Here is a 25,450-nt window from a genome sequence, read left to right as displayed (position 1 = left end):
ATGGTTCATGCCGATCCCTTTCTGAAGATCGCTCAAGAAGGGGAATATCCAATGCGGACCATTTCGAAATTTCTCGCCACGCTTTCGGTGGCAGCCCTTGCTCTCGCTGCGCCGCTTGGCGCCTATGCCGCGCCCAAGAAGGAATTCAAAGTGGCGTGGTCCATCTATGTGGGCTGGATGCCCTGGGGCTACGCCGCCGACCATGGCATCGTGAAGAAGTGGGCCGACAAATATGGCATCAATATCGAGGTCACCCAGTTTAACGACTATGTGGAATCGATGAACCAGTATACCGCCGGTGCCTTCGACGCGGTGACGCTCACCAATATGGACGGGCTTTCGATCCCGGCCGCCGGCGGCGTCGACACGACAGCCGTCATCGTTGGCGACTTCTCGAACGGCAACGACGCTCTGATCCTCAAGGGCAAGGATAAGCTCGAGGATGTGAAGGGCCAGAACGTCAATCTTGTCGAGTTCTCGGTCTCGCATTATCTGCTCGCCCGCGCGCTCGAGAGCATCGGCTCCTCCGAGCGTGACGTGAAGGTGGTCAACACGTCGGATGCCGACATGGTTGCCGCCTATCAGACCCCTGACGTGACCGCCGTCGTCACCTGGAACCCGCTGGTCTCCTCCATCCTCGAAGACGCCTCCGCCAAGAAGGTCTTCGACAGCTCGCAGATCCCGGGCGAAATCATCGACCTGATGGTTGCCAACACCGATGTGCTGAAGGACAATCCCGACTTCGGCAAGGCGCTGGCCGGCATCTGGTATGAGACCATGGCCGTCATGACGGCGCAGACGGACGAGGGCAAGGCCGCGCGGACAGCGATGGGCACGGCCTCCGGAACGGATCTCGCCGGCTTCGAGGCGCAGATGGCAGCAACCAAGCTCTTCGACAAGCCGGCCGATGCGGTCACCTTCACAGCCTCTCCGGACCTGTCGAAGACCATGGATCTCGTCCGCAACTTCCTCTTTGAAAAGGGCCTGCTCGGAAGCGGTGCGCCGTCTGCCGATGTCATCGGCATCGAACTGGCGGATGGCTCGGTACTCGGCGACAAGGAAAACGTGAAGTTCCGTTTCACCACCACCTACATGGATGCCGCCGCCAAGGGTGCGCTTTGAGGCCACTGCCGTCCGGTTGACGGTGTCTTCCGGACGACGCCCGCCTTCCTGAAATCCTGGAGTGGTCGATGCGCTGGATCAATGCTCATCCCGGAAATGGCGCGCGCCTGACGCTCGTGCTCTTGCCCTTCGTGCTGGTGCTTGCAGCCTACATGATCGGCTCGGCGGAACGACTTGCCGAAAACCCGAACGACAAGCTGCTGCCCGGCTTCGCTGCCCTCGGGGAAGCGATTGACCGCATGGCTTTCACCCGCGATGTCAGAACCGGCGACTATCTGCTCTGGTCGGATACCTGGGCCAGTCTCGGGCGACTCTTTGCCGGGCTTGGCATCGCCACCGTGATCGCACTCCTGCTGGGGCTCGTGATCGGCATCCTCCCCTACGCCCGGGCAGCCCTGTCCCCCTTCGTTGGTGCCATTTCCATGGTTCCTCCGTTGGCGCTGCTCCCCATTCTCTTCATCGTGATGGGGCTGGGCGAGACCTCCAAGATTGCGCTGATTGCCATCGGCGTGACGCCGATCATGATCCGTGATCTGGCACTGACAGCGATATCGCTGCCGCGCGAAATAATCGTGAAGGCTGAAACGTTGTCAGCCTCCTCCTGGCAGATTGCTTTGAGGGTGGTGCTGCCGCAGATCCTGCCGCGGCTGATCACAACGCTTCGCCTGCAACTCGGCCCTGCCTGGCTGTTCCTGATCGCGGCGGAAGCCATCTCCTCGGATAGCGGCCTCGGCTACCGCATCTTTCTGGTGCGGCGATACCTCTCGATGGACGTGATCTTCCCTTACGTAATCTGGATCACGCTGCTCGCCGTCGTGACCGACATCCTGCTCGATCGCCTGCGCATCGCCGTCTTCCCCTGGTCGGAACTGGAGAAGGGCAAATGAGCGCCCTTTCGATCCAGAATGTTTGGAAGGAGTATGGCGACCAGATCGTGCTGGAGAACGTCTCCATCGAGATTGCCTCTCGCGCCTTCGTCGCGCTCGTCGGTCCGTCCGGCTGCGGCAAATCCACCTTCCTGCGCATGCTGCTGGGGCAGGAAACCCAGACCAAGGGCAAGATACTGCTGGATGGCGAGCCTCTGCCGAAGGAGCCGGGGCCGGATCGCGGCGTCGTCTTTCAGCGCTACTCGGTGTTTCCGCATCTGACCGTGCTCGGCAATGTCATGTTTGGCAGGGAGTTGAAAGCCTCGCGCGTGGCTGGTCGCCTGTTCGGTTCGGCACGTCGCGCGGTAGAGGAAGAGGCCCGCGCGATGATCGCGGCAGTTGGCCTGATGGGGGCCGAGAACAAATATCCTGCCCAGCTTTCGGGCGGCATGCAGCAGCGTTTGGCTCTGGCACAGGCGCTGATCGTGCGGCCCAAGGTGCTACTGCTGGACGAGCCATTCGGCGCGCTCGACCCCGGCATCCGCGCCGAGATCCATACGCTGATGAAAAAACTCTGGCACGAAGCGCCGATGACCGTGGTGATGGTGACGCATGACATGCGTGAAGCCTTCACGCTTGCCACCCGTGTCGTTGCCTTCGAGCGGTCACGCGACCGCCCGGAAGAGAAGCTGCGTTATGGCGCGACTATCACCAAAGATATTGCCATCTGGCCGCCGAGACGGGCGGGCGTGCCTTCCATCTTTCGCCCCGACCGGGACGGCCCGGTCTCCTCAAAGGGTCAATAGCCGGGACGACCCGACCAACGGAACCACTGGAGATCAACATGCATATCAGACGTTCACCAGAAGAGATTGCCGCAAACCGCGCGCGCTACGAGGAACATCAGAAAAAGGGGCTGGAATTTGCGCCCAAGACACTGCCGGGCAAGAGCGGGAAACCTGCGCCGTCCATTGAAGCCGGCCAGATCGTTCATCAGGAAAAGCTGCCCGGCGGCTGGTATTGGTGGACGCGCGTGAAGGCTAACGAGGTGTTGCGCGTGGCGCTCGACGAAGGCTTCTCGACCGTTTCCGTCGTTGCTTGGAATGCCGCTGACCCCAGCGAGCGCATGAACCTGCCCGATACGGTGAAGGTGCAGTGGACGACAGGTCTCGGGAAAGGCCGGGTGATCTTCTCCGACATGGGCAAGGTGATGTTTTCCATCGTGGAAGACAGTTGCGGCGCGCATGACGTGCTGATGGGCGGATCGACCGCCTCTTCCAACGCGAAGAAATATGCCGGGCAGAATGGTCCGGCTTTGCGCAACACCCGCGACAACTTCGTGCTGATCGCCACCAAGGCGGGCTTAGACAAGCGCGACGTTCCGGCAGCGCTGGCCCTGTTCGCACCCGTCCGTGTCGATGCCGATGGAAAATTCGAGTGGAAACCCAATCTCGTTTCCAATGGCGACTATGTCGATCTGCGTGCCGAGATGGACATGATCGTCGGCTTCTCCAATTGCCCGCACCCACTCGACCCAAACCCGGTCTATGCGCCCAGTCCAGTCAGTATTACGCGGATCGCCGCCATCGAGCCGGCTGCCGACGACCTGTGCCGAACCGCGACTGCCGAAGCCATCCGTGGCTTTGAAAACAACACCTCCGCGGCCCTGTGAGAGGAGAGGCGACCATGACCAATTTTAAGCAGACATCTCCCGCCCGTACCCTCTCCAATACCGCGCAGGACCACTACATCGCCGCCGAAGCGCCTTTCTCGACCTTCATCAGACAAGGCCAGGTGGTGCGTATCGAGGACACCTACGGCCAGCAGGCCGTCGATACGCTGTTCTACAATGCCCATGATTTCTCCGAGCGCTATTCCAGCCAGGACACCATGCGCGAGCAGGGCGCGGCCTATATCTCCACCGGCACAAAGGTGATCTCCAACGAAGGCCGGGTGATGCTGACGGTGACCGCCGACAGCTGTGGCCGGCACGACACCTCCGCAGGCGCCTGCTCCTGCGAGAGCAATACCGTGCGCTTCGGCCACTACACGAAATACCTGCATGCCTGCCGCGATAACTTTGTCATCGAGGTTTCCAAACATGGCATGAGCAAGCGCGACGTCGTGCCGAACATCAACTTCTTTATGAACGTGCCGATCGAACCCTCCGGCGAAATGACCATCGTCGACGGCATTTCCGCTCCCGGGGACTATGTCGAGCTGAAAGCGGAGATGGACGTGCTGCTCGTCATCTCCAATTGCCCGCAGATCAACAACCCTTGCAACGGCTTTGATCCCACCCCGATCCGGGTGCTCGTCTGGGACGACGAGGCGGCCTGATGTTCAAAAAGGTTCTGATTGCCAATCGCGGCGAGATCGCCGTGCGCGTCATCAAGACGCTGCGCAAGATGGGGATCGCGAGCGTTGCGGTCTACTCCGATGCCGACCGCTTTTCGAAAGCCGTGCTCATGGCGGACGAGGCGGTGCGCCTCGGACCGGCGCCTGCCAGCGAAAGCTACCTGAACATCGATGCCGTGATCGCCGCCTGCCGGCAGACCGGTGCCGAAGCCGTGCATCCCGGCTATGGTTTTCTTTCGGAGAACATCGGCTTTGCCGAACGGCTGAAGGAGGAAGGCATCACCTTCATCGGCCCGACGCCCGCGAATATCTCCGCCTTCGGCCTGAAGCACACCGCGCGTGAGCTGGCGAAAGCGAGCGGCGTGCCGCTGCTGCCGGGCTCCGGCCTGCTTGCCAACCGGGAAGAGGCGCTCTCTGCGGCCGCAGAGATCGGCTATCCCGTGATGCTGAAATCGACGGCGGGCGGCGGCGGTATCGGCATGCAACTCTGCGACAGTGTGGAGGCTCTTGCCGCAGCCTTCGACACCGTTCAACGCACGGCAAAATCCAGTTTTGGCGACGCCCGCGTCTATCTCGAACGCTTCGTTTCCCAGGCCCGTCATGTCGAGGTGCAGATCTTCGGCGACGGCAAGGGCAGGGTGATCGCGCTCGGCGAACGCGACTGCTCCCTGCAGCGCCGGAACCAGAAAGTCATCGAAGAAACGCCGGCCCCAGGGCTGTCCGATGCGGTGCGCCAGCGCCTGCATGCGGCCGCCGTGTCGCTCGGGCGGCAGGTGGCTTACGCCTCCGCCGGCACCGTCGAATTCATCTATGATCCCGCCCGCGAAGAATTCTATTTCCTCGAGGTGAACACGCGTCTGCAGGTCGAGCATCCGGTGACGGAAGCTGTCTTCAGTGTAGATCTGGTCGAATGGATGATCCGTCAGGCGGCTGGCGAAGATGTGCTGACCGGCAAGGAAAACCTCGTACCGAGGGGGACTGCGATCGAGGCGCGTGTCTATGCCGAAATGCCCCATGCCGGTTTCCGCCCGAGTGCCGGTCTGCTGACGGAAGTGGTCTTTCCCGATGGCGTCCGCGTTGACGGCTGGGTGGAGACCGGAACCGAAGTTACGCCCTTTTACGATCCCATGCTCGCCAAGGTCATCGTTTCGGGCGCGGATCGTACCGCAGCCATTGCGGCGTTATCGTCCGCGCTGGAAAAAACCGCGCTTGCGGGCATCGAGACCAATCTCGAATACCTGAAGACCATCGCCGCCTCGGGCCTGTTCCGCAGCGGCGATGTTGCGACCACGGCCTTGAAGGATTTCGAATTCGTGCCGGATGTCGTCGAGGTGATCGCCCCCGGCGCACAATCGAGCCTGCAGGAACTGCCGGGCCGTCTGGGTCTCTGGCATGTCGGCGTACCGCCGTCGGGCCCGATGGACGAACGTTCCTTCCGCCATGCCAACCGTCTCGTCGGCAATCATGATTATACGGCGGCCCTGGAGCTAACCGCCTCGGGGCCGATACTGAAATTCTTCTCCGATACCGTGATCGCGCTCGCCGGAGCGGTGATGCCGATGAAGCTCGACGGTGTCGAACTGCCCCATAATCAGGCGGTCCAGGTCAAGGCCGGCCAGACCCTGGCCATCGGTAGCATCAGCGGTGCCGGCCAGCGCGCCTATCTGGCGGTATCAGGCGGTTTTGACGCGCCCTTGGTCATGGGTTCCCGCGCCACCTTCGGCCTCGGCCAGTTCGGCGGCAATGCCACCGGCACCTTGCGTGCTGGCCATGTGCTGCGGCTGGCGCGCCGGAGCCAGGCCGATGTGCTGCCGGCAACGCAGCCGGCGGAACTGACCCGCGAATGGTCTGTCGGCGTGCTTTACGGTCCGCATGGCGCGCCCGACTTCTTCCTTGAGGAGGATATCGAGACACTTTTCTCGACAGAATATGAGGTGCATTTCAACTCGGCCCGTACCGGCGTGCGGCTGATCGGGCCTGCGCCGAAATGGGCGCGCGCCGATGGAGGCGAGGCAGGGCTTCACCCCTCCAACCTGCATGACAATGCCTACGCTGTCGGTGCAATCGATTTTACCGGCGACATGCCGATCATCCTCGGCCCCGACGGCCCAAGCCTCGGCGGCTTCGTCTGCCCGGCGGTCATCGCCCGCGACGAGCAGTGGAAGATGGGTCAGTTCAAGCCGGGGGATAAGATCCGGTTTTATGCCGTGGCCCGAGCAAGCGATCCGCTGGCGGGGCCGACGGTGAAGCGCGTATCCGAAGCAGCCGGGTCGGCGGTGATCGGAGCGACAGAGGCAGGCAGCCTCCCCGTTGTCTACCGCCGCCAGGGGGATGACAATCTGCTGGTCGAATACGGTCCGATGCAGCTCGACATCGGCATCCGCATGCGCATCCATCTGCTGATGCAGGCCGTGAAGGAGGCACGACTTCAGGGCCTCATCGATCTGACACCCGGCATCCGCTCGCTGCAGATCCATTATGACAGCACCGCGCTGTCGCGCTCGAAACTCCTCGCTGCCCTTACCGAGATCGAGAAAAGCCTGCCTCCGGTCTCCGCCGTCAAGGTGCCGAGCCGGACCGTCTGGCTGCCCCTGTCCTGGAACGATCCGGATGCGGAACTCGCCATGCGCAAGTATCAGGAACTCGTGCGCCCCAACGCGCCCTGGTGCCCGTCGAACATCGAGTTCATCCGTCGCATCAACGGGCTCCCCGACGAGCAGGCGGTGAAGGACACGATCTTCAACGCCTCCTATCTCGTGATGGGCCTCGGCGACGTCTATCTCGGCGCGCCGGTGGCAACCCCCATCGATCCGCGCCACCGGCTGGTGACGACGAAATACAATCCCGCCCGTACCTGGACGCCGGAGAATGCGGTCGGCATTGGCGGCGCCTATATGTGCGTCTACGGCATGGAAGGGCCGGGCGGTTACCAGTTGTTCGGCCGTACGATCCAGGTGTGGAACACCTGGCGGCAAACGGATGTGTTTGCCAAGGACAAGCCCTGGCTGCTCGACTTCTTCGACCGGATCCGCTTCTTCCCCGTGAGCCATCAGGAACTGACGGAAGCGCGCGGCGCCTTCCCGCATGGCGGCTACCCGATCCGTATCGAGGAGGGCACCTTCTCCTACGCCGATTACGAGGCGGAGATGGCCCGCAATGTGGAAAGCATTGGCGCCTTCAAGCAGGGACAGCAGGCGGCCTTCGAGGCAGAGCGACAGCGCTGGAAGGACGAGGGGCTCGACAGCTTCCAGGTCGATGACGGCGCAGGGGCAAGCCTCGGCGGCGATATCCCCGAAGGCTGCTTCGGAGTGGAAAGTGCCGTGCCCGGTAATGTCTGGAAACTGCTGGTCGAGGAAGGTCAGTCCGTGCAGGCTGGCGACACGCTCGCCATCATAGAGTCAATGAAAATGGAAATCACCGTCACCGCCCATGCCGCCGGCAAAGTCCGGGATCTGCGTGCCGGGCCGGGTCGCAACGTCAAGGCCGGCGATGTCCTGGTCGTATTGGAGGATCTGTAATGCTGCCGATTATTCTCGATCTCGCTTCGCTCAAGGCCGCCTATGTCAGTGGGCTCACCCCGCTCGATCTCGTCGAGGAGGTGATCGCCCGTCGCAAGGCCTCCGACGATCCGGCGGTCTTCATCACAGAGACGCCAGACGATGACTTGAGGGCAGCCGCAAAGGCCCTGATGGAGCGCGCGCCGGAGCCGAACAGTCTGCCGCTCTGGGGCGTGCCCTTCGCGGTGAAAGACAATATCGACGTCGCCGGCCTGCCGACCACCGCAGCCTGCCCGGCCTTCGCCTACCAGCCGGAGAAGGACGCCACGGTCGTTGCAAGACTGAAGGCCGCTGGCGCCCTCGTCATCGGCAAGACCAATCTCGACCAGTTCGCCACGGGCCTCAACGGTACGCGCTCCCCCTATGGAGCCCCGCGCTCTGTCTTCGACAAGGCCTATGTCTCCGGTGGCTCCTCGTCCGGCTCGGCGGTTACAGTTGCGGCGGGTCTCGCAAGCTTTGCGCTGGGCACGGATACCGCCGGTTCGGGCCGCGTGCCCGCCGCCTTCAACAACCTCGTCGGCATCAAGCCGACACCCGGCCTCGTACCGAATGTTGGTGTCGTGCCGGCCTGCCGCAGCGTCGATGTCGTCACGGTCTTTGCCGCGACCGTCGGCGATGGTGTCGCGATTCGCAAGGTCATGGACGGCTATGACGCGGGCGATCCCTATTCCCGCAAGGCCGTCCCGGCCGCCCTGCCGGGCACTGGTCTTCGCATCGGTGTCCTCGAAGGGGCCGAGCGCGAATTCTTCGGCAACAAGGCGGTGGAAGCCCTCTACGATCAGGCGGTCGAGCGGGCGAAATCCCTCGGCGCAACGATCGTTCCCTTCGACTATGCGCCGTTCCGCCAGGCCGCCGAACTGCTCTACAACGGCCCCTGGGTGGCCGAACGTCTGGCGGCGGTGAAGGATTTCATCGGCACCAATGCCGGTGATTTCGATCCGACGGTGCGCACCATCATCGAAGGCGCCAAGGCTTACGATGCGGTTGCGGCTTTCGAGGGCCAGTACAAGCTCGGGCATCTGCGCCAGAAGGCGCTTGTCGAATGGGAAAAGCTCGATGTGCTGATGCTGCCGACCTCGCCGACCACCTATACGGTCGAGGCGATGCTCGCAGACCCGATCGTCAAGAACAGCCATTTCGGTCGCTACACCAACTTCGCCAATCTCTTCGGCTACGCGGCAATCGCCGTGCCCGGCGGTTTCGGTTCGGACGGCCTGCCTGGTGGAGTGACCTTCTTCGGCCCGTCCTTCTCGGACGATGCGCTGGCACCCTTTGCCGACGCCATGCACCGCGCTTGCGCCTCCGGCATGGGCAAGGACAAGACCGTGAGCTTGCCGGAAGCCTCGAAGGTTGCCGAACCCGATGACGGCCTCGTCACCATCATGGTCGTCGGCGCGCATCTGACGGGCATGCCGCTCAACCACGAACTGGCTAGTTCGGGTGGAAAACTCCTGAAGGTCTGCCGCACGGCCGGTGATTACCGCCTTTTCGTGCTGCCCAACACCACGCCGCCGAAACCGGGCCTGATCCGCGAACCCGGTTTCGCAGGTCCCGGCCTGGAGGTCGAAGTCTGGAAGGTCACGCCCGCAACTTTTGGGCGCTTCGTTCAAAATATCCCGGCGCCACTCGGCATCGGCAAAGTGACACTCGACGATGGCAGCCAGGTATCCGGCTTCCTCTGCGAGCCTTACGCGCTCCAACGCGCTGAGGACATCACGCATTTCGGGGGCTGGAGAGCCTATCGCCAGTCGCGTGCCTAATCCCAGAAAACAATACCGGATATATTCTTTCTCTGCCCCCGAATGCTCGAAAGACACCTCCGGTTAAGATCGCTGCTGCATAACGTCAGCATGAGATGGTTCCGCCATAGGATGCAACGAAGACAATAGCGACCACGGTTTCAGGAGGATGTAGAGGCCCGCTCTTTGTGCAATTGAGTTTGGCCGAACGCCGTATTATTTTGCGAATAGATAATACGGCGTCTTTCTGATGCCGACTCTTTGGCGCTTACCAAAGCGCGATGAATCTGAATCTCTGGTGCAAACTGGAGGTGTCGGATGCGAACGGGACTCAGTCAACCGAGCAGCAGGTTCCAGAAGGCGCTCCGGAATTGCGCGAAACCAAAGAGATAGAGCATTTGAGGCGATTCCGTTATCGCCGGAAATGCTCCAGAAAATCCGGAAAGAAAGGACGTGCCGCGGGTTCGAAGCCCTTAAAGAGCCGGATCGTCGTTCATGTCCGCGTTCAAAATGAGCATAGCGGTCTTTCAGGGACGATGACAATCGGCCCGCGGTCAGTATCGTTCATAGCGTTCAGCAGGCTGAGGTGACTTCAGGCTTGAGCAGCTACATGCGCTGTCGCTCGGAATTCGCGCAGCTGTCTCTAGCGCAACCCTGGAGGCCAGCATCGACAGGTTCGGCAGGACATCCTCCTGCAGCAGGCTTCCCCGGCTGCGGTCCATGTAGTCGTTGAAGCCTGCGGTCACGAAGGCGCAGGGCACGAAGCAGGCGCCGATTTCGCGCGACAGCGTCGCTTCCGGCGCGATCGAATGGTTGATGATGTCGGCCCCCATCGAGCGGAAGGCCAATGCTTCGGCTGGGCTCGTCAGTCGCGGCCCGTAGGCATGGGCGGCGACGAGCCCCTGTTCGATCCCGTGCACGCGGCAGGCGGGCGGCCAGATCGCACGCGCCGTCTCCGCCAGGATGTCGGCACAATGCGGGCAGACAATCTGCTTGCCGGAGCAATCGAAGCGCTGGCGGCCCGGCAGCAGGGAATAGGGGGTCTGGGTGAGTTCGATGATGTCGGCATTGACCACCATGTCGCCTGGCTGGATCGCCTTGTTGACCGCCCCGACGGTCGAGCAGGCGACGACGTGGGTGACGCCCGATTCCATCAGAACCCAGAAGGACCGGCGGTGGCAGGAATGGTCGATGTGGTCGCGTGGATTGCCGTGCGAATACATGCACAGGGCCTGGCGGGTCCTGCCTTCGGCGGTGATGCTGGCGTCGAATTCCAGAAGCTTCCAGTTCTCCGAGACTCCATAAGGCGTTTCGAAGGCGAGGTCGCGGGCGAGCACCCTGACGCCGGGCATGCCGACATCCTCGGGAAAGGCCAGGCCCCAATTGGCCGAGCCGGTGATGATCGCCAGTCCGGTCTTCGGAATGGGGGAGAGAGAAACATCCTGCGTCATGTCATGTCTTTCACGCGGTCTGGCCGCGGTCGCGCAAATTGAAGAAAAGGACCACACCGGAAATCAACACGGTCCAAAGGGTGGAAATGGCGGCAATCGTCGGGTCGATCTGGTCGCGCAGCGAAATGAACATCAGCTTCGGCAGCGTGCTGCTCGGGCCGTTAGCGACGAAAATCGAGATGACCGCCTCGTCGAGCGAGGTGAGGAAGGCCATGAGCGCGGCGGTCGTGAGGCTCAGTCCGAGTTGCGGCAGGATGATGCCGCCCATGGTCCGGAACCAGCTCGCGCCGAGACTGCGCGCGGCCTGCGCCTGGGCCCAGTCGAAACGGTTGAGCGCGGGATAGAGCACGATGACCGCGACCGGAATGGCGAGGACCACATGCCCGGCCAGCACCCCGGTCAGCGTGCCGACGAGACCCAGCTTCGCTAGCACGAAGAACAGCCCAATTGCGAGCAGAATGCCGGGTGTCACAGATGGCGAGAGCAGCAGTGCATAGACGCCGGCGGCTGTCCGCCCGCCGAGCCGATTGAGCGCGAAGCAGGCGAGAAAGCTCACCGGTACGGCGATTGCCGCCGTCAGCACGCCGAGGATCAGGCTGGTACGCAGTGCCGCCATCCAGCCGGTAGAGGTGAAGAAGGTTTCGTACCAGCGCAGCGACCATTCCCGGGGCGGAAATTCAAGCAGATCCGATGCGGAGAACGACAGAGGCACCACAATGAGCGTGGGCAGCATCAGGAAGAGCAGGACCAGGGCGGAGAAGCCCCAGAGCAAAATCTTGCTGAGCCGATTGTCCTGATAGGCATCAAGCATGGCGCGTCCCCCGGTTGAGGAACCAGCGCACGGCAAACAGCATGGCGCCGGTCAGGAGCACCAGGACGAGGAGCAGCACGCCGAGCGCGCTCGCCGAACCCCAGTCCTGGAAGGTCGAAAGCGTGCGGTCGATGCGGATCGAGATCGGATTGACCTTGCCGCCGCCCAGCACCGCCGGCGTGATGAAAAAGCCGAGCGTGTAAATGAAGACGATCGTCGAGCCCGACAGGATGCCACCGGCCGAGAGCGGCAGGATGACCGTGCGTACGCAGTGCCAGAGGCTTGCACCCATGCTGGCCGCAGCCCGGATGATATTGCAGTCGATGTCGCGCATGGCAGCATAGACCGGCAGCACGAAGAGCGGCAGCATGTAGTGTACCATGCCGATCAGGGTGCCGTTGAAATTGTAGACGAGGGGCAGCGGGGCCTCAGTGAGGCCAAGGCTCTGCAGCGCCGAATTCACCAGACCGTCCTTGCGCAAGAGGACCAGCCAACCATAGGTCCGAACCAGTATCGAGGTCCAGAGCGGCAGCATAATCAGGATCAGCACCCGATTGGCGATCCGGGTGCTGGTGCTTGCGAGCGTGAGCGCCAGCGGTATGCCGAGGATCATGCACAGAACAAGCGTCGTCCCCGACAGCGCGAGCGTCGTGCCGAGTGCCGACCAGGTGAGCCCGCTGGACAGGATCTTTCCGTAATTGGCCGTGGTGAAGTTTCCACCGAGGTCGAGGAAGGACTGCCGTAGGATCCAGGCGACCGGAAGTAGGGCTGCTAGCCCCACCAGAACGAGTGCCGGCAGCGCCAGCGACAGGTAGAAGCGCCGTTCACGCCGGGCATCCTTTAGATAGGCCTCGGCACTCATGGGGCGGTGCCTTCCGGCAGGCTGTGCACATGCGCCATCGCAGCAAATGCGGTGAGTTCCTGGCCGGGCTGGAACTCGGCGCAACCGGCCGAGCGGGTCGCTGGCACGCTCAGCATTACGTCGCCGCCGCTCGCCGTCTTCAGGTTGAGGAGCCAGTTCTCGCCGCGGAAAGCCTTGCCAGCGAGGGTGCCGGTCACGGCTACCTTGCTCCCGGCGATTTCGGCGGGGTCGAGGTGAAAGCTCTCGGCGCGGATCATCGCCATCCCCAGGATCGTCTCGCCGCCGTCACGTCTCAGCAGATCGGCCGGCAGGATGTTCGCCTCGCCCATGAACTCCGCAACGAAGCGCGTATTCGGACGATGGTAGATCTCCGAGGGGGTGGCGATCTGCTGGATCTCGCCGGCATCCATGACGGCGATCCTGTCCGACATGGTCAGCGCCTCGCGCTGGTCGTGGGTGACGTAAATGGTGGTGATGCCGAGATCGTCATGCAGACGCCGGATCTCGAACTGCATGTGTTCGCGCAGGTTCTTGTCGAGCGCCGAAAGCGGCTCGTCCATCAGCATGACACGCGGCTCAAAGACGATCGCGCGGGCGAGTGCCACGCGCTGCCGCTGCCCGCCGGAGAGGGCGGCAATGTTTCGGTCGCCGTAACCCTCGAGCTTCACCCGTGCCAGGGCGGCGAGCGCCCGCGTACGGGCCTCCGCCTTCGCTACCTTGCGCAGGATCAGCGGGTACTCGACGTTTGCGATCACACTCATATGCGGAAACAGTGCGTAGTTCTGGAACACGATGCCGATGTCCCGCTTGTCGGGCGACAGCCGGGTGACATCCCGGCCGCCGATGACGAGGGAGCCGCTATCGGGACGGACAAAACCCGCAAGCGCCATCAATAGCGTCGTCTTGCCGGAGCCCGAGGGCCCGAGCAGAGTCAGGAATTCGCCCGCCGCGATCTCCAGGGAGACGTCATTCAGCGCCACATAGGTGCCGAAGGATTTCCGGACGCGATCGGTGGTGATGGGAAGCGAGGTGATGGCCATGGTGAAAGCGGCTCCCGGATGCGTCATCGGTTCATCATCTCGTCGAAGGCGGCCTGGGCCGCATCGCCGTTCTTCACCCACCAGTCGGCTTTGGAAAAGACCGAGGTTTCGACATTCCCGGGCGCAGTCGCCAAGAGCTGCAACCGTTCTGCCGGGATCAAGCCGCCTTCATATGCTTTGGGGTTCACCGGGCCATAGGCAATGTAGTCGGTGAGCTTGGCACCACGCTCCGGCTTGGTCATGGCAGCGATAAGCTTCATCGCGGCGTCCTTGTTCGCGGAGCCCTTCGGCACTGCAAGGCAGTCCGTGCCGATCACCGAGCCCTTGAAGCTGTAGTTTGCGGCGCCGCCATCTGCCTTGACGCTTTCCGCCCGGCCGTTCCAGGTAACGACGAGGTCCGCTTCGCCGTCCTTCAGGATCTGCGCCGACTGCGCACCCGAGGTCCACCAGACCGAGACATTCGGCTTGAGGACTGCCAACCGGTCGATGGCGCGCTTCAGGCCCTCGGGGCTGTCGAGTACGGTATAGACCTCGCTCGGGGCGACACCTTCCGACAGCAGCGCGATTTCGATCAGATCCTGGGCATTGGCGCGTAGCGCACGTGTGCCAGGGAAGGCCTTCACGTCCCAGAACTCGGCCCAGTTTGCCGGGGGGTTGTCACCGATCGTCTTGGTGTTCCAAGCCATGACGGTGCCATAGGAACTGAAGGGGTAGCAGTAGGCCGATTCCGCGCCGGCCGGCAGCGACTTCGGATCGATAATCGAATAGTCGAGCGGCTCAAGCAGGCCCTGGGCGGCAGCCTGAGCACCTTCGGGCGATCCCAGATGGATGACATCGGTAGTCACCGCACCGGAGGTCACTTGCATCTTGAGGGCGGCGAAGCCGTCGCTCTGGGTTTCCTCGCGCACCTCGATGCCGAGTTCGGTCGCAGCGGGTCCCCACATGGCCTCTTTCATGGCAGCGCCGTAGTCGCCGCCGGCCGTCGTGATGGTCAGTGTCTGTGCGGCCAGCGGGCTGGCGGCAGCGATCGCGATTGCGGCCACGGAAAGGCCTAGAATACGAATCATGGGTCAGTCTCCTTTGTTCACCCTCGAATGACGATTTTTGGCCTTAACGCCCTATTTTTCTAAATCGTAACGTTACGATTGCGAGATATTTGCATTTCGTCAAGCAGAATCTTGCAGAGCGAAACTGCCCACTTCCAATCCGCTGGAGGAAAGGGCACTGTGTCCCATTGTCGAAACAAACAGGGCAAACCGCGAGCATGGCATTGAATTCCAGACCCAATTTGAGGCAGATCGCGACTGAACTGGGCCTGTCAGTGACCACGGTTTCGAGAGCGCTCAAAGATGGTCCCGAGGTCCATCCGGACACCATCGAGCGAGTGAAGGCGGCTGCGAATGCCGCCGGTTACGTGCCAAACCTGCATGGTCGGGCCTTGCGCACGGGTCTCACGCGAACGCTGACCGCCATCCTGCCGATGGAAACCCGCGACTACCTCTCTGACATTGCCAAGCTGCCCCTGATCGAGGGCATGACGCTCGCCGCGCGGGAAAGCGGTTACAGCCTGTCGGTCTATTCGACTACGCCGGAAGAGGATCCGCAGGAAAACCTTGCCCGCCTGATCCAGCTAGGCGGGGCGGACGGGATCGTCATCACGCGTATGGTTTCCAACGATCCGCGCATCCCCTACCTTCTCGAGCGCGGCATCCCCTTTATCGCCTTCGGTCGCACCGGCAGCGCGCTCGACTATGCCTTCGTCGACGTCGACAATGAGGGAATAGCCTTCGATGCGACACGCATGCTGCTCGACAAGGGATGCCGCCGCATTGCGCTGCAGCTGCTCACCCGCGATGACCAATACAGTGCGGCCCGTCTCGCGGGCTACACGAAGGCAATGGATGCGGCGGGCAAGGCGATCGATCCGCAGATGATCGGCCAAGAGGATTTCACCATGGAAGCCAGCGAAGGCTGGATTTCCCGGTTGCTGGACATGCCCGATCCGCCGACCGGCCTCGTCTGCGCCAACGAGCTGGGACTGCTTGGCGCCCTTGGGGCGACCCGCCGCAAGGGGCTGGTCGTCGGCCGCGACTTCCACATCGTGGTGCGCGATAGCACCCATATGTGCCGCTATCTCTCCGTTCCCCTGATCGCCCATGTCGTCGACATGGTCGCGATCGGGCGCAGCCTTGTCGAGGGCCTGATCCGCCAGATCGAGGCACCGGACGCACCACGCATACAGCAGGTCGTCGAAGGCAAGGTCGAGCACATGGCTGGGGTCTGACGCCGGGCCGAGGCCCGAGCGCCGGTCAGCTGGTGCCGAGCGGGCCTGCGCGCTGGCAAGCTTGCCGGTCAGCCTAGCGGTGCCGTCAAAGCGTCGTAAGCATAGACCCAGGCCGGGTCCTCCGGCTGCTTCAGCCAGGTATTGGCGTTCGAGATCGTCTGCACCTTGGTCGCGCGTTCGCGCCGGGTCGCTTCGTAGACCGAGAACGCGTCGGTATAGCCGGCAACACCGCTCTCTTCCAGGCAGCGTGTAAGGATCGCAGCATCCTCGATCGCCATGCAGGCGCCCTGTGCCATGTGCGGGCGCATCGGGTGGCAGGCATCGCCGAGCATGACCAGCCTGCCTCGGCTCCACAGGTTCAGCGGATCCCGGTTCCAGAATGGCCACTTCGTCACCGTTTCCGTGGCGTCGATCAGCGCCTGGACTACGGGATGCGATCCTCCGAAAATGGCTTCCATCTCCTCGCGGGAGCTGTCGACGAAGCTCGCATCGTGCTCCCAACCATCCACCGGTACTCCGGTCACATAATAGTATTCCTGACCGTTGCCTTTCGTGGCATAGGCCATGATGTGCCGAGAGGCTTCCCACCACCATTTGACACAGGTTTCGAATTCCAGACCCGACGCGCGCAACTTGTCCATGTTGAGGATAGCGCGGTGCCCGACCCAACCTGAGAAGCGTGGTTTTTCAGGTCCCAGCAGCATTTCGCGGATCATCGAGTTGATGCCATCGGCTCCGACAACCAAGGTTGCCGCAATTCGGCGTCCGTTGTCGAAGGTTAGCAGAACATCCCGGTCGCGCTCCTCAATGCCAACCAGGCGGTGCGCGAAGTGAACGCGGTCCTTGTCAAGAGCAGCAATCTGTTCGGCGTGCATGTCACCCCGATGGATGGTGACATAGGATGCCCCGTATTCCCGGCGGGCATAATCGCCGAGCTGGATGCGCGAGAAGTATTCGCCGGTGTTGCCATCGCGCGAGAACCAGAAGTCGGGATGCGCACCGATTTCCTCCAGTCGCTTTTCCAGCCCGATCTTCCGGAAGATCTTCATAACGTTAGGGCCGAGATGGATGCCAGCACCGATACGGGAGAAGGCCGGGGCTTGCTCGAAGGAATGCACGTCGAACCCGGCCTGCGACAGCAATGCCGCCGCCGCAGCTCCGCCAAGGCCGGCACCGATCACCGCGATTTCGACTGTCTCGATGGAAGTACTCATCCTGTCTCCTTTCTGAGAACTGTTTGTCTACAAATAATTATGGACATGGCTGCGCCTACCGGGCGCGCGCCAGATGCGGTCGCTGTCACCAGGGCGGAAGGTCGGGGGCGAAGCGTTGGCGCAGATAGCGAGCCAGCGCTTGCCGGTCGCCGGCGCTGAATTCTGTCTTGAACGACGGCATGTCCCTGAGATCGAGCCCGTCCGGCGCCGTCAGCCCCTCGTCAAGCACCGTGTAGAGTGCATCAGGAACCGGCGCGCGCAGCACCGCCGATTGCGAAAGCGATGTCCGCGCCGCCGTCACCGTACCGTCGATCGCAGGCTCGTGGCAGACGCCGCAGGCCGCCTCGTAGATCCGGCTCGCTCTGTCGGATTGAGGCACGGGGCGTACCGTGGCCGCCACACTTCGTGCCGTTGTAGGGCTATCGATGCCGGACGCGAGATAGCGAGCCATGGCGCGGATGTCGTCGTCTGGCAGCGCCGTGAGACCGGCGGCGATTTCCGCCATAGGACCCGAGGCCGTCGCGGTGTCCGAATGGCCGTGCCGCAGATAGGCGAAGAGCGAGGCCTCCGTCCATCCGCGCCCGCCGGCCTCGGCACCCTCGAGTGCCGGCGCATACCAGCCCTTGATCATGGCGCCGGTCAGCTGTTTCATCTCCGCCCCGGCGGCATTGCGCGGCGCGTGGCAGGCCGAGCAATGCCCGGCGGCTTCGACGAGATACTTGCCCCGGTTCCAGACATCGTCTTGCACCGGATTTGCTTCAAAGGGCCGGGCATCGTGGTAGAGGAGGTTCCAGGCGGCCAGCGCCGGTCTAAGATTCGTGGGCGCGATCATCTGCGCCTTCGGTGCCTCCTGTCGCACGGGCGTCAGCGTCTGAAGATAGGCATAGAGCGCCAGCATGTCCTCGCCGCTGATCTTCGCGAACGAGGTATAAGGGAATGCCGGATAGAGATTGTGCCCGTCACGGCTGATGCCCTGCCGCATGGCCCGCTCGAAGGCCTCAAAACTCCATCGACCGAGCCCTGTCTCCGGATCCGGCGTGAGATTGGTGCTCCAGATCGTGCCGAAGGGGGTCTCGATCGCCCGTCCGCCTGCATTCGCCATGCCACCCACCGCCGTATGGCAGGTCGCGCAGTTGCCGAGTGCGAACACCTGTCGCCCCCTGTCGAGCGTGACCTGCGAGAAGGTGTCGGCCGAGGGCGCCGCCGCCGGCGCGATCGCGCGATGCAGCGGAAGGGATACGGCTCCGAGCGTCAGCAGGCCTCCGAGCAGGCTGCCATAGCCAAGGAGCCGCTTGAACGCAGTCGCCTTCGGCTTGCGATCGCGCGCGTCGGGTCCGGCGACCAGCATCCGGGCGCCGCTCGCGATCAGGCCGGCCCGAACCCGTTCCGGCGTGAAGGGAACCTCGCGCATCCGCACACCTGTCGCGTCAAAGATGGCGTTGGCGATCGCCGCGGCACTCGGCACGGCGGCGCTCTCTCCTACCCCGAGCGGTGGATCGCCCGGGCGTTCGATGAGCATGGTTTCGATCTCGGGCACGGCCGGGAAAGACTGGATTGGATAGGTCGCCCAGCTCTGCGGGAGGGGCGCGATCTCGCTGAAGGTAACCTCTTCGGTGAGCACGCGGCTCGCCGTCTGGATCGCGTTGCCGTGGATCTGCTGGCGCACGCCGTCGGGATTGATCACCAGACCCTGGTCTTGGCCGATCACCACCCGCGACAGGGTCACCTCGCCGGTCTCGGTATCGACGGCGACGTCCACCACCCAGGCCGCCGATGCCGCTGCCGTTCCCGGAAAAGTGCCGTGCACATAGGTAGCGAAGGCGAAACCCTGGCCGAAGGCCATACGCCCCTCGCGTCGAAGCCTCGGGCCGTTTCGCTCCTCCCAGCCGGCATGCGCCGCCGTGCGGCGGACGAGGTCCGCCTCACGCGGATTGTCGAGATGGCGCAGACGAAAGGCGACCGGGTCCTCGCCTGCCTCATATGCCATCTCGTCGATGAAGCTTTCGTGTGCGAAGGTATTGGGAAGCGCCGAAACGCCGCGCATCCAGGCGGCCCGGACAATCGGCGCCATGTCGTGCACCGTGATCCGTTTGTGCGGCACCCGATAGGGAGGAATGATCGTCCGGTCGCCCATATCGGAGGCTCGGGGTTCCGGGCTGACCCGGCCGGTCAGCAGAAGCGCGAGGTTCGGCCCCCGGTTCGAGGGATACCAGGTGTCGATCGCATAGGCATGCAGGTCGCCGTCCTTGATGCCTCCCTGCACTTCCATAAGTTGGGCGGCACCCTTGGGTTCCCACAGGTGTTCCTGGGCACGGGTCAACTGAACCCGGACCGGTTGGCCGACCGCCCGGGAAAGGATCAGCGCATCGCCGCACACGTCGTCGGCGCAGTTGCGTCCGTAGCAGCCGGCCGCCTGGTAGCGGCGGATCTCGATCGCCTCGGCCAGCAGCCCCGTGAGCACGGCGAGATCGCCGCGCAGCATGTGCGGGTTCTGCGTGCCCGACCAGACGATCGGTGCGCCACCGTTCCAGTCGGCGACGGCGCAGGATGGGCCGATCGAGCCGTGCTCGTGATAGGGCCAGACATAAGTGCGCTGCCGGGCGACGTCGCAGTCGTCGATCGCCCGGGCAAAGTCGCCCGACCGGTCGAGGCTGCGCGGGGTCGAGGGGTGATCCTTCAGGCTTCGGCGCAGATCGGAGAGGTCCGGGATCTCGGGTGGCATCTGCCATTGTGTCGGCAGGGCCTCGGCGATCGCCCTGGCCTGATCGGCCCGCATGGCGACGACACCAAGGAAGTCGCCCTCACGAACGATCTGGACGAAACCCGGCATGTTCTGCACGGCGGTTTCGTCGTAGCCAAGAAGGCTGTGACCGATGAAGGCGCCGCTGTCTCGCCCCGAATAGGGTGGGCGTACCACATGGCCATGCAGCATGCCGGCGACATCGACGTCCTGTATGTAGGTATGCGTACCTCGGAGCTTGTCGGTGAGGTCTCGGCGGCCGGTCCTCTGGCCGACCACCCGGTACTCCGCAGGCTCCTTGACCGGGGTCGCGGGATCGAGTTCGAGCCTGATGGTCTCGCCGGCGATCAGTTCCGCATAGGTGCAGGCCCTCTCGGCCCAGCGAACGACACCCTCGACCGTCACCATCTCGGTCATCGGCCCATTGAAGCGCCGCGCGGCCTCCGAGACGAGAAACCGACGCGCCTGGGCCGCAGCCAGTCGCAGAGGAACCGCCGCGACCTGGATCGTCTCCGAGGCGATGGTCGGCCCCTGGTCCGGCGTAAGCGCGGTGTCGCCGAGTACCATGCACACGGCCGAGAGAGGCAGGTCGAGCTCTTCCGCAACGATCTGGGCGAGTGCGGTCTCGATTCCCGTGCCGAGATCGACGTGACCGTTGTAGCCGGTTGCGATGCCCTCCTGGTCGAGCCTGAGGAAGATCGCAGGCCCCGCAGGGCGCGTCTCCTCGACGATCAGGCTTCCGGGTTGCTGCATGTCAGTCATGCCGCCCCTCCCGCAAGAGTTCGACGGCCCGCTCGACCGAAGCTATGATTTCCAGATGCGTTCCGCAGCGACAGAGGTTGTGGCTGAGTGCGATGCGGATTTCCTCGCGCGATGGCGTGGGATTGCGGTCAAGGAGAGCCGTCGCGCTCATCACCATGCCGTTCAGGCAATAGCCGCATTGCGCACCCTCGCACTCGAGGAAGGCTTGTTGCACCGGGGACAGGCGGCCCGTGTCCGGATCGGCGAGACCCTCGATCGTCGTGATCGCTCGCCCGGTCACCCGTTTTGCCCGGAGGACGCAAGCCCTGGCGGGATTGCCGTCGACGAGCACGGTGCAGGCGCCGCATTGCGCCATGCCGCATCCGTATTTGGCGCCCTTAAGGCCGAGCACGTCGCGCATGACGTCGAGCAAAGTCCGCTCACCTGGATCGGACACAAGGCATACTGACCCATTCACGGTCAGCTCAAGCGTGTTCGTCATGATTCCCTCTGGGTTTTTTCTTGACCCTTGTCAGGAATTCAGCAGAAAATTTGTTTGTAGGCAAATGAATTTGAGCCTGGAGTTTGATTTTTTTGCGCGAAAGCGAGGCAGGTTTTGATTCTGCGGGATTTTTAAGCGCGCATCTTTCCCTACAGATGGGGGATCAATTGGCTCGGGCGAACCATTCTTTTCTTGACGCATGCCGAATGCGTGTTGCAGTTCAGTCCTGAGAACATGCCAGGAATGAGCTATGACCGAGCGGACCGACCACTACATTCTCGATGACCAGGTTGGCTTCCTGCTGCGACTTGCGTACCAGCGACACATGGCTCTATTCACCGAGAAGATGACAGGCGGGCTGACCCCGCCGCAATTTTCCACGCTCTATAGGCTTCGCGAAGCATCCGAGCCCATTTCGCAAAATGCGCTCGGGCGCCTGGTGGGCATGGATGCGGCAACCACAAAGGGCGTCGTTGAACGTCTCCTGTTGCGGGAACTAATCCATGTCGAGAAGGATAGAGAAGATCGGAGGCGCTACACCCTGTTCATTACGGATGCCGGTCGCAGGCTGCTCGATTCGGTGCTGCCGGAAATGCACAAAATCAGCCAGACGACACTTGCTCCTTTGACGCCGGGCGAGCAGGAACAGTTCCTGAAACTCCTCAAGCGACTGACATAGATTATTATCCATCTGAGTAAAAAAGTGACGGATTACCCCGATCCGCCACCGGTTGATGTTGAGGTAGAGCGTGGTCGAAAAGGAAACAAAGAGCAGAGCAGGAACGCGAGGTGTCGGAAGGCCATCGAAAGCAGATGGTTCCAGCGATGCGGCAGATCTGCGCGACCGAATCCTCGACCATGCGGAACTTTCATTTGCCGAGGCCGGGTTCGAGGGTGCCAATTTGCGGGACATCGCCGCCCGCGCCGGCGTCAACCAGGGGCTCATCCGTTATTATTTCGGCTCGAAGGCTGAACTCTTCGATGAGTGCTTCCGACGGCGCGGCGGCGTTCTGGCCGGTCACCGACATGTCAATCTCGACCGACTGCTGGAGAGAAACAAGAATCCGAGCGTGGAAGAGATTGTCTACGCCTATCTCAAGCCGCAGTGGGACATGAAATACTCAAGTGCCAACGGAGCGGCCTTTGTCGCCATGCAGGCGCGACTGCATGCTGAGCCGGAGGAGCACGCCCTGCGTTTACGCCGCGAAGTCTACGACGCTTCCGTCAAGCGCTACATTGCCGCGCTTTCAGAAGTGCTGCCCCACCTGCCGAAGGACATCATCAGTGTGCGCATGGCCTTTCTGGTCGGCGCATATCTCTTCATGTTGAACGATCTTGGACGCATTGGCGACCTGACTGAAGGGCATCTCACCTCATTAGGCAAGGATGAAATGCTGGACCAGCTCGTTCGCTTCCTGGCCGCCGGCCTGCGCGCTCCCCTCTAGTGTTTGCACAGAATTTAGCTCTGCGGAAAAATTGTGCTTGAAATTATTCATTTGAATAATTAATGTCTCCAGATCAGATTGAAGGAGCCCCCATGGGAAGCCACCGCATTGGTCTCATCGTGCCCAGTTCGAACATCACGATGGAAACCGAGATCCCCGCGCTGCTCCGGTTTCGCGAGCAAGTCTCGCCCGAGCGCTTTACCTTCCACTCGGCCCGCATGCGCATGAAGCATGTCACCAAAGAGGAACTGGCCGCCATGGACGCCGACAGCGACCGCTGCGCGCTGGAGCTTTCCGATGCTCGTGTCGACGTCATGGGATATGCCTGTCTGGTCGCGATCATGGCGATGGGCCTCGGCTACCATTGTCAGAGCCAGTCGCGCCTGCAGGGCGTGACCGTCACCAATGGCAATCCGGCGCCTGTCGTCACCTCTGCCGGCGCACTCGTCGAGGGACTGAAGGCGATCGGCGCCAGGCGCGTAGCACTGGTTGCCCCTTACATGAAGCCGCTGACCGAACTGGTCGTCGCCTATATCCGCAACGAAGGAATCGAGGTTGCGGACTGGCGCGCACTGGAAATCCCCGACAATCTTGCCGTGGCTGCTCATGACCCGATGAAGCTGCCGGATATCGTTCGCGGTATGAAGACCGATGACGTTGATGCGGTCGTGCTCTCGGCCTGCGTTCAAATGCCTTCGCTGCCGGCCGTGCCGATGGCCGAAGCGGTCACAGGAAAGCCCGTCGTGACCGCAGCGATCGCAACCACCTGGCAGATGCTGAAGGCGCTGAAGCTCGACACCCGCGTTCCTGGCGGCGGCACGCTGCTCTCTGGCGCCTATTGAGGAGACCCCCATGGTCCGCGGATACAATATCCAAGCTAACGGCATCCGCCATCACCTGTTGCATTTTGCCGGCGATGGTCCGGCCATGCTGCTGGTGCCGGGCATCACGTCGCCGGCAATCACCTGGGGTTTCGTCGCCGAACGGCTGGCGCGGTCCTATGACGTGCATGTGCTGGATGTACGTGGCCGTGGCCTGAGCCAGGCCGGCGACCTCGATTACTCGCTTGACGCCATGGCGGCGGATGTCGTCGCTTTGGTCACGGCTGCGGGTCTTGGAACACCGGTCGTCCTCGGCCACTCCATGGGTGCACGCACCGCTATCCGTGCCGCACGCATGGCGCCCGAAAGCTTCTCCGGGCTGATACTCGTCGATCCTCCGGTGTCGGGACCCGGGCGGCGGCCTTATCCCGCCGCGTGGGCCTGGTACGAAGATTCCATCCTGATGGCACAGAAAGGCTGTTCAGGTGCAGACATGCGCCGCTTCTGTCCGACCTGGACCGATGAGCAGAACGACTTGCGCGCAGAGTGGTTGCATACCTGCCAGCTGGATGCGATCCGCACCGCCTTTGACGGTTTCCACGTCGACGACATCCATGCCGATATCGCCCAGGTTACGACGCCGGCGCGCCTCGTCGTTGCGGGTGGCGCGACGGTGATTGGCGCATCCGACATCGATGAAATCCGCCGACTGATGCCAGACATCGAGGTGCGGATTGTCGAAAAAGCTGGCCACATGATCCCCTGGGACGACCTTGAGGGGTTCCTCTCCGCTACCCTCGATTTCCATCCCATCCGCCCGACGAACTGAAAGGCACCGAGCCATGGACCACGCGAGCTTTACCGAAATCTGCCTGCACCAGTTGAAGATGTCTGGTGTTCGCGAAGGCGAGAAACTGATTGTACTCACCCAGGGCAATGATCGCCTAGACTATGCCGACGCCTTCATGGCGGCGGGCCAGCGTCTCGGCGCCAGCATGTATCACATGCGTCTGCCTGCGCCGCTTCCGGTCGGCGGCTGGAACGTCGGCGTTACCGGTCTCGCTGCCATGCCGGACGCGGTCGAGGCCCTGAAGGCCTGCGACATGCTGATCGACTGCATCTTCCTTCTCTTCTCGCCGGAGCAGATGGCGATCCAGGCGGCCGGAACCCGCATCCTGACCGCCGTCGAGCCGCCGGAACTGCTCGCGCGCATGTTGCCGACGAAGGAGATCCGGGAGAAGGTCGAGATTGCCGGCGAGATGCTCGCCAAGGCCAAGGTCATGCGCATCACTTCGCCGCATGGCACCGATGTCACCTACAAGCTCAACACCTATCCGACCGTGACCGAATATGCCTGCACGGACGAGCCGGGCCGATGGGACCATTGGCCCTCCGGCTTCGTCTTCACCGGCGGTGATGACGACGGCGTTGACGGCCAGATCGTCGTCGCGACCGGTGACATCCTCCTGCCGCAGAACATCTATGTCCGCGAACCGATCATCTACACTATCGAGAAGGGCTGGGTGACCGACATCCGCGGCGGCCTCGATGCGGAGCTGGTGAAGTCCTACATGGCGGCCTTCAACGATCCGCGCGGCATGGGCATGAGCCATGTCGGCTGGGGCATGAATCCGAACGCGAAGTGGCACAATCTGGTACCCGGTGCCTTCCCCGGCGGCATGGGCATGGAACCGCGCAGCTTCTACGGCAATGTCATGTTCTCCACCGGCCCGAACAACGAACTCGGTGGGCCAAACGACACCGCCTGCCATCTCGACATCCCCATGCGTGGCTGCTCGCTCTTCCTTGACGACGAGGCGGTGGTGATCGATGGCGACATCGTCGTGAAGGACATCCAGATGGCAAGGGCCTGACCGGCAGAGCCTTAAACGCGGGA

General features: G+C 62.7%; 20 protein-coding genes and 1 pseudogene. 13 read left to right on the top strand and 8 right to left on the bottom strand.

The genetic code is table 11. From position 1 onward, the window contains the following. Positions 1–51: 51 nt before the first annotated feature. From J5N58_RS22005 to atzF, 7 genes and pseudogenes are all read left to right on the top strand, one after another. On the top strand, positions 52–1,122 hold the full coding sequence (locus J5N58_RS22005) for a putative urea ABC transporter substrate-binding protein (protein WP_112831300.1): 1,071 nt from the start codon (positions 52–54) through the stop codon (positions 1,120–1,122). Positions 1,123–1,190: 68 nt separating this feature from the next. Continuing rightward, positions 1,191–2,009, top strand: coding sequence for an ABC transporter permease (locus J5N58_RS22000; RefSeq protein ID WP_112831264.1), 819 nt, complete (start codon positions 1,191–1,193; stop codon positions 2,007–2,009). Beyond that, a pseudogene (locus tag J5N58_RS21995) lies at positions 2,006–2,831 on the top strand (ABC transporter ATP-binding protein); the annotation flags it as partial. The gene J5N58_RS22000 and the pseudogene J5N58_RS21995, both read left to right, overlap by 4 nt. A gap of 1 nt (position 2,832) precedes the next feature. Further along, the gene (locus tag J5N58_RS21990) at positions 2,833–3,660 is read left to right on the top strand and encodes an urea amidolyase associated protein UAAP1 (protein WP_113443874.1); all 828 of its coding nucleotides are present in this window, start codon (positions 2,833–2,835) and stop codon (positions 3,658–3,660) included. A 14-nt stretch (positions 3,661–3,674) separates the two neighbouring features. After that, entirely contained in the window at positions 3,675–4,328 is a 654-nt protein-coding gene (locus tag J5N58_RS21985; RefSeq protein WP_112831261.1) for an urea amidolyase associated protein UAAP2, read from the top strand. Then, complete coding sequence (gene uca, locus J5N58_RS21980; RefSeq protein ID WP_113443873.1) at positions 4,328–7,864, top strand: urea carboxylase; 3,537 nt, start codon at positions 4,328–4,330, stop codon at positions 7,862–7,864. Before J5N58_RS21985 ends, uca begins: the two co-directional genes overlap by 1 nt. Continuing rightward, the gene (gene atzF, locus J5N58_RS21975) at positions 7,864–9,663 is read left to right on the top strand and encodes an allophanate hydrolase (RefSeq protein ID WP_244713079.1); all 1,800 of its coding nucleotides are present in this window, start codon (positions 7,864–7,866) and stop codon (positions 9,661–9,663) included. The genes uca and atzF overlap by 1 nt, the downstream gene beginning before the upstream one ends. A 533-nt stretch (positions 9,664–10,196) precedes the next feature. On the opposite strand, the gene J5N58_RS21970 is transcribed toward atzF, so the two are convergent. From J5N58_RS21970 to J5N58_RS21950, 5 genes are read right to left on the bottom strand one after another with little or no spacing between them, the layout of a single operon-like run. Beyond that, positions 10,197–11,093, bottom strand: a complete 897-nt coding sequence (locus tag J5N58_RS21970) for a phosphorylase family protein (protein ID WP_113486063.1) — start codon at positions 11,091–11,093, stop codon at positions 10,197–10,199. Between the two features lie 10 nt (positions 11,094–11,103). Further along, entirely contained in the window at positions 11,104–11,904 is an 801-nt protein-coding gene (locus J5N58_RS21965; RefSeq protein WP_113443870.1) for an ABC transporter permease, read from the bottom strand. Further along, positions 11,897–12,766 (bottom strand): ABC transporter permease, encoded by an 870-nt coding sequence (locus J5N58_RS21960; protein WP_113443869.1) that lies wholly within the window; start codon positions 12,764–12,766, stop codon positions 11,897–11,899. Before J5N58_RS21960 ends, J5N58_RS21965 begins: the two co-directional genes overlap by 8 nt. Then, positions 12,763–13,833 (bottom strand): ABC transporter ATP-binding protein, encoded by a 1,071-nt coding sequence (locus tag J5N58_RS21955; protein WP_244713077.1) that lies wholly within the window; start codon positions 13,831–13,833, stop codon positions 12,763–12,765. Before J5N58_RS21955 ends, J5N58_RS21960 begins: the two co-directional genes overlap by 4 nt. Further along, a complete protein-coding gene (locus tag J5N58_RS21950; RefSeq protein WP_244713075.1) occupies positions 13,830–14,873 on the bottom strand; it encodes an ABC transporter substrate-binding protein in 1,044 nt (347 codons plus the stop codon). The genes J5N58_RS21955 and J5N58_RS21950 overlap by 4 nt, the downstream gene beginning before the upstream one ends. 197 nt (positions 14,874–15,070) lie before the next feature. On the opposite strand from J5N58_RS21950, the gene J5N58_RS21945 reads away from it, so the two are divergent. After that, positions 15,071–16,090: a LacI family DNA-binding transcriptional regulator gene (locus tag J5N58_RS21945; protein WP_113457212.1), complete on the top strand. Its 1,020-nt coding sequence runs from the start codon at positions 15,071–15,073 to the stop codon at positions 16,088–16,090. Between the two features lie 68 nt (positions 16,091–16,158). Here the strand turns inward: J5N58_RS21945 and J5N58_RS21940 are convergent, their stop codons facing one another. The 3 genes from J5N58_RS21940 to J5N58_RS21930 all read right to left on the bottom strand — a co-directional run bounded on the left by J5N58_RS21940 (position 16,159) and on the right by J5N58_RS21930 (position 21,287). Next, positions 16,159–17,304, bottom strand: a complete 1,146-nt coding sequence (locus tag J5N58_RS21940; RefSeq protein WP_112831254.1) for an FAD-dependent monooxygenase — start codon at positions 17,302–17,304, stop codon at positions 16,159–16,161. An 85-nt stretch (positions 17,305–17,389) separates the two neighbouring features. Further along, positions 17,390–20,806 (bottom strand): molybdopterin cofactor-binding domain-containing protein, encoded by a 3,417-nt coding sequence (locus tag J5N58_RS21935; RefSeq protein WP_244713073.1) that lies wholly within the window; start codon positions 20,804–20,806, stop codon positions 17,390–17,392. Beyond that, a complete protein-coding gene (locus J5N58_RS21930) occupies positions 20,799–21,287 on the bottom strand; it encodes a (2Fe-2S)-binding protein (RefSeq protein WP_244713071.1) in 489 nt (162 codons plus the stop codon). Before J5N58_RS21930 ends, J5N58_RS21935 begins: the two co-directional genes overlap by 8 nt. Before the next feature lie 250 nt (positions 21,288–21,537). Between J5N58_RS21930 and J5N58_RS21925 the strand changes: the two genes are divergently transcribed. The 5 genes from J5N58_RS21925 to J5N58_RS21905 all read left to right on the top strand — a co-directional run bounded on the left by J5N58_RS21925 (position 21,538) and on the right by J5N58_RS21905 (position 25,427). Further along, positions 21,538–21,966 (top strand): MarR family winged helix-turn-helix transcriptional regulator, encoded by a 429-nt coding sequence (locus J5N58_RS21925; protein ID WP_112831251.1) that lies wholly within the window; start codon positions 21,538–21,540, stop codon positions 21,964–21,966. Positions 21,967–22,036: 70 nt separating this feature from the next. Continuing rightward, entirely contained in the window at positions 22,037–22,732 is a 696-nt protein-coding gene (locus J5N58_RS21920) for a TetR/AcrR family transcriptional regulator (protein ID WP_244713069.1), read from the top strand. 92 nt (positions 22,733–22,824) lie between these two features. After that, a complete protein-coding gene (locus J5N58_RS21915) occupies positions 22,825–23,574 on the top strand; it encodes a maleate cis-trans isomerase family protein (RefSeq protein WP_425314483.1) in 750 nt (249 codons plus the stop codon). 10 nt (positions 23,575–23,584) lie between these two features. After that, entirely contained in the window at positions 23,585–24,382 is a 798-nt protein-coding gene (locus J5N58_RS21910) for an alpha/beta fold hydrolase (RefSeq protein ID WP_113340430.1), read from the top strand. Between the two features lie 13 nt (positions 24,383–24,395). After that, complete coding sequence (locus tag J5N58_RS21905; RefSeq protein ID WP_112831248.1) at positions 24,396–25,427, top strand: 2,5-dihydroxypyridine 5,6-dioxygenase NicX family protein; 1,032 nt, start codon at positions 24,396–24,398, stop codon at positions 25,425–25,427. The last annotated feature ends 23 nt before the right edge of the window (positions 25,428–25,450 follow it).

The sequence above is a fragment of the Paenirhizobium cremeum genome, from assembly GCF_022884085.1.
Taxonomy (GTDB): Bacteria; Pseudomonadota; Alphaproteobacteria; order Rhizobiales; family Rhizobiaceae; genus Allorhizobium; species Allorhizobium cremeum.
Note: the sequence above shows the minus strand (reverse complement) of the source record. Positions and strands in the feature narration are given on the sequence as shown.